This window comes from Oscillibacter sp. KLE 1745, from assembly GCF_000469445.2.
GTDB classification, from domain to species: domain Bacteria; phylum Bacillota; class Clostridia; order Oscillospirales; family Oscillospiraceae; genus Oscillibacter; species Oscillibacter welbionis.
In genome coordinates this window covers 1-7,962 of record NZ_KI271722.1, presented here as the reverse complement: position 1 = coordinate 7,962, position 7,962 = coordinate 1, and the positions used below count along the sequence as shown (strand labels likewise).

The 7,962-nt window shown below is 64.6% G+C and carries 9 protein-coding genes; 7 read left to right on the top strand and 2 right to left on the bottom strand.

The genetic code is table 11. From position 1 onward, the window contains the following. Nucleotides 1-30 precede the first annotated feature (30 nt). Together HMPREF1546_RS09185 and HMPREF1546_RS09180 are read right to left on the bottom strand one after the other, a co-directional pair. Complete coding sequence (locus HMPREF1546_RS09185; protein WP_021749332.1) at nt 31-414, bottom strand: hypothetical protein; 384 nt, start codon at nt 412-414, stop codon at nt 31-33. Nucleotides 415-601: 187 nt separating this feature from the next. Then, nucleotides 602-1,018, bottom strand: a complete 417-nt coding sequence (locus HMPREF1546_RS09180) for a hypothetical protein (protein WP_021749331.1) — start codon at nt 1,016-1,018, stop codon at nt 602-604. A gap of 162 nt (nt 1,019-1,180) precedes the next feature. On the opposite strand from HMPREF1546_RS09180, the gene polA reads away from it, so the two are divergent. The 7 genes from polA to tsaD are packed head-to-tail and all read left to right on the top strand — an operon-like array spanning nt 1,181 to nt 7,939. Next, nucleotides 1,181-3,829: a DNA polymerase I gene (gene polA, locus HMPREF1546_RS09175; RefSeq protein WP_036636764.1), complete on the top strand. Its 2,649-nt coding sequence runs from the start codon at nt 1,181-1,183 to the stop codon at nt 3,827-3,829. Beyond that, nucleotides 3,829-4,485, top strand: a complete 657-nt coding sequence (locus HMPREF1546_RS09170; RefSeq protein ID WP_021749329.1) for a chloramphenicol acetyltransferase — start codon at nt 3,829-3,831, stop codon at nt 4,483-4,485. Before polA ends, HMPREF1546_RS09170 begins: the two co-directional genes overlap by 1 nt. Next, nucleotides 4,482-4,982, top strand: coding sequence for an AAA family ATPase (locus HMPREF1546_RS09165; protein ID WP_021749328.1), 501 nt, complete (start codon nt 4,482-4,484; stop codon nt 4,980-4,982). The genes HMPREF1546_RS09170 and HMPREF1546_RS09165 overlap by 4 nt, the downstream gene beginning before the upstream one ends. After that, nucleotides 4,979-5,863 (top strand): DMT family transporter, encoded by an 885-nt coding sequence (locus HMPREF1546_RS09160; RefSeq protein WP_021749327.1) that lies wholly within the window; start codon nt 4,979-4,981, stop codon nt 5,861-5,863. Before HMPREF1546_RS09165 ends, HMPREF1546_RS09160 begins: the two co-directional genes overlap by 4 nt. After that, nucleotides 5,860-6,363 (top strand): ribosomal protein S18-alanine N-acetyltransferase, encoded by a 504-nt coding sequence (rimI, locus tag HMPREF1546_RS09155; protein ID WP_021749326.1) that lies wholly within the window; start codon nt 5,860-5,862, stop codon nt 6,361-6,363. The genes HMPREF1546_RS09160 and rimI overlap by 4 nt, the downstream gene beginning before the upstream one ends. Then, entirely contained in the window at nt 6,317-6,910 is a 594-nt protein-coding gene (locus HMPREF1546_RS09150) for a GNAT family N-acetyltransferase (protein WP_021749325.1), read from the top strand. Before rimI ends, HMPREF1546_RS09150 begins: the two co-directional genes overlap by 47 nt. Nucleotides 6,911-6,931: 21 nt before the next feature. Then, the gene (gene tsaD / locus HMPREF1546_RS09145) at nt 6,932-7,939 is read left to right on the top strand and encodes a tRNA (adenosine(37)-N6)-threonylcarbamoyltransferase complex transferase subunit TsaD (protein ID WP_021749324.1); all 1,008 of its coding nucleotides are present in this window, start codon (nt 6,932-6,934) and stop codon (nt 7,937-7,939) included. Nucleotides 7,940-7,962: the final 23 nt, after the last annotated feature.

Sequence of the window (7,962 nt, the reverse complement as noted above, 5' to 3'; positions counted from 1 at the left end):
CGGACGGCTTGCCGTCCGGTCCGTGCGGCTTCACGCGGCGTTCTCCCTGGCCTGAAGATATTTCTTCACAGCGAAGATGCCCGCCACCGCTGCCACGCCCAGTAGCGTCTCCGCCGCGTCGGTGTGGCTGACGATCATCTGCCGGACGATGGTGAACAGCAGCACGTCCACCACCGCGTCGGCGGTGTGCAGGGCCAGCATCTTCACGAACTCAATTCCCATCACCAGCAGCAGTGTGGCGGAGAGGAAATCCCCCAGGGCGAAGGCCTCTGGGGAGAGGAGCAGGGTCCGGCCAGTCTCCCGGAACAAAAATACCGCCCCGCAGACGATCACCAGCAGGATCACGGCGGCGATGAGCAGCTCCAAAGCACGGGCGGCCTTCAACAACAGGATGTGGGCGGGATGACGGTTCATGGTGCCTCCTTGCGCCGCGGGGCGGCAGAGTGAAGATAAGAAATAAAAGATAGGGGATAAGAGATGCCCTTCTCCGGGAAGTATCTCTTATCTTTTATCTAGGCCTTGGACTTGCAAAAGCGAAGAGCCCGTAAAAATGTAGGGGCGGCAATCTGCCGCCCGGCGGGAATGGTGTGGGGGCGTCGTGTTACCCCTCGTCGATGTCGAGGCTGCCGACGGGAGCCCCGGAGGGCAGAAATTTTTCGCCGTCGGACACTGTCAGGTACATAAAGCCTGTGGAATCCGCTGATTGGTACACCAGCGTACGGTCCTCGACGGCAAAGCGGTTGACGAATTTTTCATCATCTGTGGTGAGGATCACGGTGTCTCCGTCCAGTTTCCAGGTGCCGAGCCCAAAATAGCTGCTCAGGGCTCCTTCGGAACAGCGCATACTTCCGTCACTGTTGAGGGTGATATAGAAATCGCTCCCAAACCCCTCTTTTTCGTAGATGTAGACCTGGTCGGCGAGGTCGTCGGCGGTTACCGCTGCCGGCTGGCCGGAACAGCCCGCCGCCATGAGAATAAAGAGCAGGAGCAGGGCGGAAAACAGACGGCACTTCATCATGATGTAGCCCTCCTTTCCATGATCCGAAAACAGGACCGCCTCTCCATCAATCTATCACAGACGGCGGCCCATTGCAAGGCAAACCCGCCTTGCGTAAACGCCGGATTTGGGATATACTATATCTCTATGGAAAAATCAGCCTGCGGGCAGGAGGAACTCCCCATGAAGCTCATGGTCATCGACGGCAACAGCATCCTGAATCGGGCCTATTACGGCATCCGTCCTCTCACCACACGGGACGGGCTTTACACCCACGCCATCTTCGGATTTCTCACCACGCTCCTTCGACTGGAGGGGGAGGAGGCGCCGGACGCGTTGTGCGTCACCTTCGACGTCCACGCTCCAACCTTCCGCCATCAGGCGTCGGAGGCCTACAAGGCCACCCGCAAGCCCATGCCGGAGGAGCTCCGGGTCCAGGTGCCGGTGCTGAAAGAGGTGCTGGACGCCCTGAACATTCCCCGTTATGAGCAGGAGGGCTGGGAGGCCGACGACCTGATCGGCACCATCTCCCGCAAGTGCGAGGCGGACGGCTGGGACTGCGTGGTGGTCACCGGCGACAAGGACAGCCTGCAGCTCATTACCGACCACACCATGGTGAAGCTGGTGTCCACCCGCATGGGGCAGACCACCACCAAGGATATGACGGAGACCGCCTTCCAAGAGCAGTACGGCTTCGCCCCCATCCACATGATCGACCTGAAGGCCCTGATGGGGGACAGCTCCGACAACATCCCCGGCGTCCCCGGCATCGGGGAGAAGACCGCCATGGCCCTGATCCAGCAGTACGAGAGCATCGACAACCTGTACGCCAAAATGCCGGACATCGAGGCCAAGCCTGCCGCCATCCGCAAGCTGGCGGAGGGGGAGGAGAGCGCCCGGGAGTCTTACTGGCTGGCCACCATCGTTACCGACGCGCCTCTGGACTTCCATCCCGAGGAGAACCTGTGCCGGAAGCCCGGCCCGGACGCCTACCCGCTGTTTTTGAAGCTGGAGTTCACCAAGCTGATCGAGAAGTTCGGCCTGTCCCCGGCGGAGCAGCCAGCGGCGGAAAGGGCGGACTTCACCATGACCGTGGAGCAGGTCACAGAGCCTGCTCAGACGGAGCGGCTGCTGGCCCTCTGGCGAGCGGCGGACCATGTATCGGTGCTGGCCCTGCCGGACCTGACGGGCCTCTCTGTGGTCTGCCGGACCGGGGCGGACACCGGCGTCACGGCGGAGCTGTTCTTCGACAAGTATCAGGGGGACTGGAACGCCCTTTTGAACGCCCTGTTCGCGGCGGACGTCCGCAAGGTCTCCCACAATGTCAAGGACCTGACGCGGACGCTGCTGGAAAACGGCCTGCGGGCGGAGGGCTTCGTCTTCGACACCGCCCTGGCTGCCTACCTGCTGGACGCCACGGCGGGAAGCTATGACCTTGCCCGCCTGTTCGTCGCCTATTTCAACGAGGAGCTGCCAAAGGCCCTCTACCTGGAACCGGACGCCTTCTCCCTGCTGGGGGACGCCGCCGCGGCGGAGGCCAGCTTCGACAGCTACGCCGCCGCCGTGGACGCCCTGTACGGCGCCCTGGCGGAAAGACTGGCGGAGCGGGGCCAGATGGACCTGCTGCATGAGATCGAGATGCCCCTCTGCGCCGTGCTGGCGGAGATGGAGACCGCCGGATGCAGGGTAGACGCCAAGGCCCTCGGTGCTTTCGGGGATCTGCTGGCCCGGCGGAGCGCCGAGCTGGAACAGCAGATCTACGCCATGGCGGGGGAGGAATTCAACATCAACTCCCCCAAGCAGCTGGGGGAGATCCTCTTCGGCAAGCTGGGCCTGCCCCATGGCAAAAAGACCAAGACCGGCTGGTCCACCAACGCCGATGTGCTGGAAAAGCTCCGGTACGAGGCCCCCATCGTGGGGGCGGTGCTGGAGTATCGCCAGTACGCCAAGCTGAAATCCACCTATGCCGACGGCCTTTTGAAGGCCATGGACCCGGACGGCCGGGTGCGGACCAGCTTCCAGATGACGGTGACGGCCACGGGCCGCCTCTCCTCCACAGAGCCTAATCTCCAGAACATCCCCACCCGCACGGACCTGGGCAGCGAGATCCGGCGGATGTTCATCCCGGCGGAGGGCTGCGTCCTAGTGGACGCCGACTACTCCCAGATCGAGCTGCGGCTGCTGGCCCACATGGCTGGGGACGAGGCCATGATCGCCGCCTTCCGCTCCGGCGGGGACTTCCACGCGGAGACGGCGGCCAAGGTGTTCCGCGTGGCGCCGGACCAGGTAACTCATGAGATGCGCCGCCAGGCCAAGGCAGTGAACTTCGGCATCGTCTACGGCATCTCCGCCTTCTCTCTGAGCCAGGACATCGGCGTGAGCGTGGCGGAGGCCAAGGCGTATATGGAGGCCTACTTCGCCACCTTCCCAGGCGTCCGGACGTATATGGACGCCATTGTGGAGCGGGCCAGGGAGCAGGGCTATGTGGAGACGCTGTTCCACCGGCGGCGGGACCTGCCGGAGCTGAAGTCCTCCAACTTCAACCTCCGTTCCTTCGGGGAGCGAGTGGCCCTGAACATGCCCATCCAGGGCACCGCGGCGGACATCATGAAGCTGGCTATGGTGGCGGTGCGGAAACGCCTGCGGCAGGAACTGCCGGAGGCCCGTCTGGTGCTGCAAGTCCACGACGAGCTGATCGTGGAGTGCCCGGAGGCCCAGGCGGAGACCGCCGCGGCGCTGCTGAAGGAGGAGATGGAGAACGTGGTGTCCCTCTCCGTCCCCCTAACGGCGGACGCCCACTGGGGCAGAAACTGGCTGGAGGCCAAGGGCTGATGGGATTTCAGAAGATCGACTACGCCGCGTGGCCCCGCCGTCCGTATTTTGAGCATTACCACCGGGACGTGCCCTGTTGGTACAGCATGACGGTGGACGTGGACATCTCCGCCCTGCTGCCCCGCCTGCGGGGGTCGGGACTCCGGTTCTATCCGTCGGTGATCCACGGCATCTCCCGGATGGTCAACGCGGACCCGGCCCTCCGCATGGCTATGGACGAGACGGGGGCCATCGGCGTCTACGACCGGGTGGACCCCACTTATACGATTTTTCACAAGGACGATGAGACCTTCTCCGTCCTCTGGACCGCCTACCAGCCGGATCTGCGGGCCTTCTGCCAGGACTGGGAGGCGGACCGGGCCCGCTATGGGGACATCCACACCTTTGAAGCCCGCCCGCCGGAGGCGGGACAGGGACTCTTCAACATCTCCGCCGTGCCCTGGGCCTCCTTCCGAAGTCTGCACCTGGAGCTGCCGGAGGCCAACGACTACCTGCTGCCCATCTTTACCCTGGGCCGCTACCGGAAGGAGAACGGCCGCACCCTGCTGCCCCTGGCCATGCAGGTCCACCACGGCGTCACGGACGGCTTTCACGTGGGGCGGTTCTTCAACCGCCTCCAGGCCTGGGCGGACAGTGCGCCGGAGATGGGCGCATGAAGCGCCTGTATATGATCGGCGGTCCTATGGGCGTGGGCAAGACCGCCGCCTGCCGCCAGCTGCAGCAGCTGCTGGACCGGAGCGTGTTCCTGGACGGGGACTGGTGCTGGGATGCCCACCCCTTCCAGGTGACGGAGGAGACCCGGGAGATGGTGCTGGAGAACATCTCTTTTCTCCTGAACAGCTTCCTCCGCTGCTCCGCCTATGACCATGTGATTTTCTGCTGGGTCCTGCACCGGCGGGAAATCTGGGAAGACCTGCTCCGCCGCCTGACGGAGCCGTATGTCCTGCGGGCCGTCTCCCTGGTCTGCACACCGGAGACCCTGCGGTCCCGGCTGGAGGGAGATATCCGCGCCGGAAAGCGAATACCGGATGTGTTGGACCGGAGCCTGGCCTACCTGCCGCTGTATGATGCCCTGGACATCCGGCACCTGGATGTGACGGCTTTGACGCCCCGGGAGACGGCGGAGTGCATCCGAAGGGAGGGCGGCGCATGAAGCGGCTGATCGTCCTGCTGGGCGTGGCTGGGGTGTCCCTGTCGGCGGTGTTTGTCCGGTGGTCCACGGCGCCGTCCCTGATCCTGGCGCTGTACCGGATGGCCTTTTCGGCGGCGCTGATGGCGGTCCCGGTACTGGCGGGACGAAGGCGGGAGCTGAAATCCCTGACCCGGCGGGACGTGCTGCTGTGCCTTGCCAGCGGCTTGTTTCTGGGCATCCACTTCGCGGCGTATTTTGGGGCCCTGCGGGCCACCTCCATCGCCTCGGCGGTGGTGCTGGTGGATACGGAGGTATTCTTTGTGGCAGCGGCCTCGGCGTTGTTTCTGGGGCAGCGGCTGCCCCGCCGGACCTGGCCCGCGGTCCTGCTTGCCTTTGCAGGCAGCACGGTGGTGGCGCTGGCAGACAGCGCCGCCGGGACGAATGCGCTGCTGGGAGATTTGATTGCCTTGGCTGGCGCCACCGCCATGGCGGTCTATACCATGATCGGAACGGTCTGCCGGCAGCGGCTCTCCACGTCAGTGTACACCTTTCTGGTGTATACGTCCGCCGCGGCCACGCTGCTGGCTGCGGCCCTGCTGAGCGGAACGCCGCTGGCCGGCTACGGTCCGGTGAACGGGCTGACGGCCCTGGGCATGGCGGTATGCTGCACCCTGCTGGGACACAATGTATTCAGCTGGGGGCTGAAATATCTGCCGCCGGCCTTCATCGCCACGGTCAAGCTGATGGAGCCGGTGTTCGCCTCTGTCTGGGGACTCCTGCTCTTTGGCGAGCGGCCGGGCTGGCTGACGGTTGCCGGAGGCGCGGCGGTCCTTCTGGGCGTGGGGCTGTATGCCCGTACCATCGGCGGGGATGCCGGAAAACGAGAGGAGAGAGAACCATGAGAGAACAGATGCACGTGCGCATCGTCCCCATGACCGGGGACCATCTGGACGAGGTGGCGGAGCTGGAACGGATCTGCTTCACCACCCCCTGGTCCCGGAACATGCTGGTGGAGGAGCTGCAGAACGACTGCGCCGCCTTCCTGGTGGCCCTGGATGACGAGGACCACGTGGCGGGCTACGCCGGCCTGCTGGTGGTGCTGGACGAGGGGTACATCACCAATGTGGCCGTGCGGCCGGAGTGCCGCCGCAACGGCATCGCCCAGAAGCTGCTGCAAGTGTTCCTGGACTTTGCCCAGGCCCACAAGCTGGCGTTTCTGACGCTGGAGGTCCGGGCCTCCAACTACGGGGCCATCGCCCTGTACGGCAGCCGGGGCTTCCGCAGCGTGGGCAGGCGGAAAAACTATTACGAGCATCCGAAGGAGGATGCCATCATCATGACAAAGGAGTTTACCGATGGAACTGAGGATCCCGACACTGGAGCAGCTGCGGACGGTCTATGACCGGGACCTGCGGACAGCATTTCCCGCAGCGGAGCTGAAGCCCCTGAAGAATATGGAGGAGATGTGGGCCGAGGGGCGGTACCGCCCCTGGTGCCTCTTTGACGGGGACGACATCGCCGGCGAGGCATTTTTATGGCTGGGCCACCCCGGCTGGGCCCTGCTGGACTATCTGTGCGTGGCCGCAGACCGCCGGAACGGCGGCCTGGGCTCCGTGATCCTGGAGAAGCTCCGGGAGGCGGAGCGGGGCAATGTGATCTTCGGAGAGAGTGAGATCCCTTGCTACGCCCCGGACCCGGCCATGGCAGAGCGGCGGCTGGGCTTCTATGCCCGCAACGGCGCCCGGACCGCCGGGTATGACACGGAGATGTTCGGCGTACCCTACAAGACCCTGTACTGGGCGGAGGGGAAAGTGGACGAGTCCGCCCTGATGGAGGAGCACCGCTTTGTCTATGCCAGTACCTTTGCGCCGGATAAATTCCGCAGATATGTCCGCATCCCCTTTGATCCAAATGGGACGCCGGGCGAGAGAGTATCCTGGCAGCAGTGACGGAAAAGAGAGGGACAGATCATGAAAATTTTGGCCTTTGAGTCCTCCTGCGACGAGACAGCGGTGGCCGTGGTGGAGGACGGGCGCACGGTCCTGTCCGATGCCATCGCCTCCCAGGCGGACCTCCACGCCCTGTACGGTGGCGTGGTGCCGGAGATCGCCTCCCGCAAGCATGTGGAGGCCATTGCCGCCCTGACGGACCAAGCTCTGCGGCAGGCGGGCTGTGAGAAGTCCGACATCGACGCGGTGGCAGTGACCTATGCCCCGGGGCTCATCGGCGCGGTGCTGGTGGGTCTCAGCTTCGCCAAGTCGGTGGCCTTTGCCCTGGGGGTGCCCCTGATCCCGGTGCACCACATCCGGGGCCACATCGCCGCCAATTACCTAGCCTTTCCGGAACTGGAGCCGCCCTTCCTGGCTCTGGCCATCTCCGGAGGCAACACAATGATCGTGGACGTCCGGGACTACACGAATATGGAGATTCTGGGCGCCACCCGGGATGATGCAGCAGGGGAGTGCTTCGACAAGGCGGCCCGGGTGCTGGGCCTGCCCTATCCCGGCGGCGCCCCCATGGACGCCCTGGCCCGGCAGTCCCCGGGCGGGGTGTACACCCTGCCCCACGCCCATGTGGACGGGGCAGAGCTGGACATGAGCTTCTCCGGCCTCAAGACGGCGGTGGTGAACCTGGCCCACCATGCTCAGCAGGTGGGGGAGTCTCTGGACTGGGCAGCGCTGGCTCGGGACTTCGCCCAGGCTGTCAGCGATACACTGGTGCCCCGGGCCATGGAGGCGGCAAAGCAGACTGGCCGCACCGTGCTTTGCGCCGCCGGCGGCGTAGCGGCCAACTCCGTCATCCGGGAGGATCTTCGTCGGGCCTGCGAGGCGGCAGACATCCGGTTATACCTGCCGCCGCTGAAACTCTGCGGCGACAACGGTGCCATGATCGGCGCCCAGGGGTATTATGAATATCTGGCAGGGCATACGGCTGGCATGGAGCTGAACGCCTATGCTACACGGGACATTGCAGACTGAATCAGGCGGCCGCGTCAGCGGCC

Coding starts and splice junctions, on each gene's coding strand:
- HMPREF1546_RS09185 (WP_021749332.1), bottom strand. CDS start 414: ATGAACCGTCATCCCGCCCACATCCTGTTGTTGAAGGCCGCCCGTGCT.
- HMPREF1546_RS09180 (WP_021749331.1), bottom strand. CDS start 1,018: ATGATGAAGTGCCGTCTGTTTTCCGCCCTGCTCCTGCTCTTTATTCTC.
- polA (WP_036636764.1), top strand. CDS start 1,181: ATGAAGCTCATGGTCATCGACGGCAACAGCATCCTGAATCGGGCCTAT.
- HMPREF1546_RS09170 (WP_021749329.1), top strand. CDS start 3,829: ATGGGATTTCAGAAGATCGACTACGCCGCGTGGCCCCGCCGTCCGTAT.
- HMPREF1546_RS09165 (WP_021749328.1), top strand. CDS start 4,482: ATGAAGCGCCTGTATATGATCGGCGGTCCTATGGGCGTGGGCAAGACC.
- HMPREF1546_RS09160 (WP_021749327.1), top strand. CDS start 4,979: ATGAAGCGGCTGATCGTCCTGCTGGGCGTGGCTGGGGTGTCCCTGTCG.
- rimI (WP_021749326.1), top strand. CDS start 5,860: ATGAGAGAACAGATGCACGTGCGCATCGTCCCCATGACCGGGGACCAT.
- HMPREF1546_RS09150 (WP_021749325.1), top strand. CDS start 6,317: ATGGAACTGAGGATCCCGACACTGGAGCAGCTGCGGACGGTCTATGAC.
- tsaD (WP_021749324.1), top strand. CDS start 6,932: ATGAAAATTTTGGCCTTTGAGTCCTCCTGCGACGAGACAGCGGTGGCC.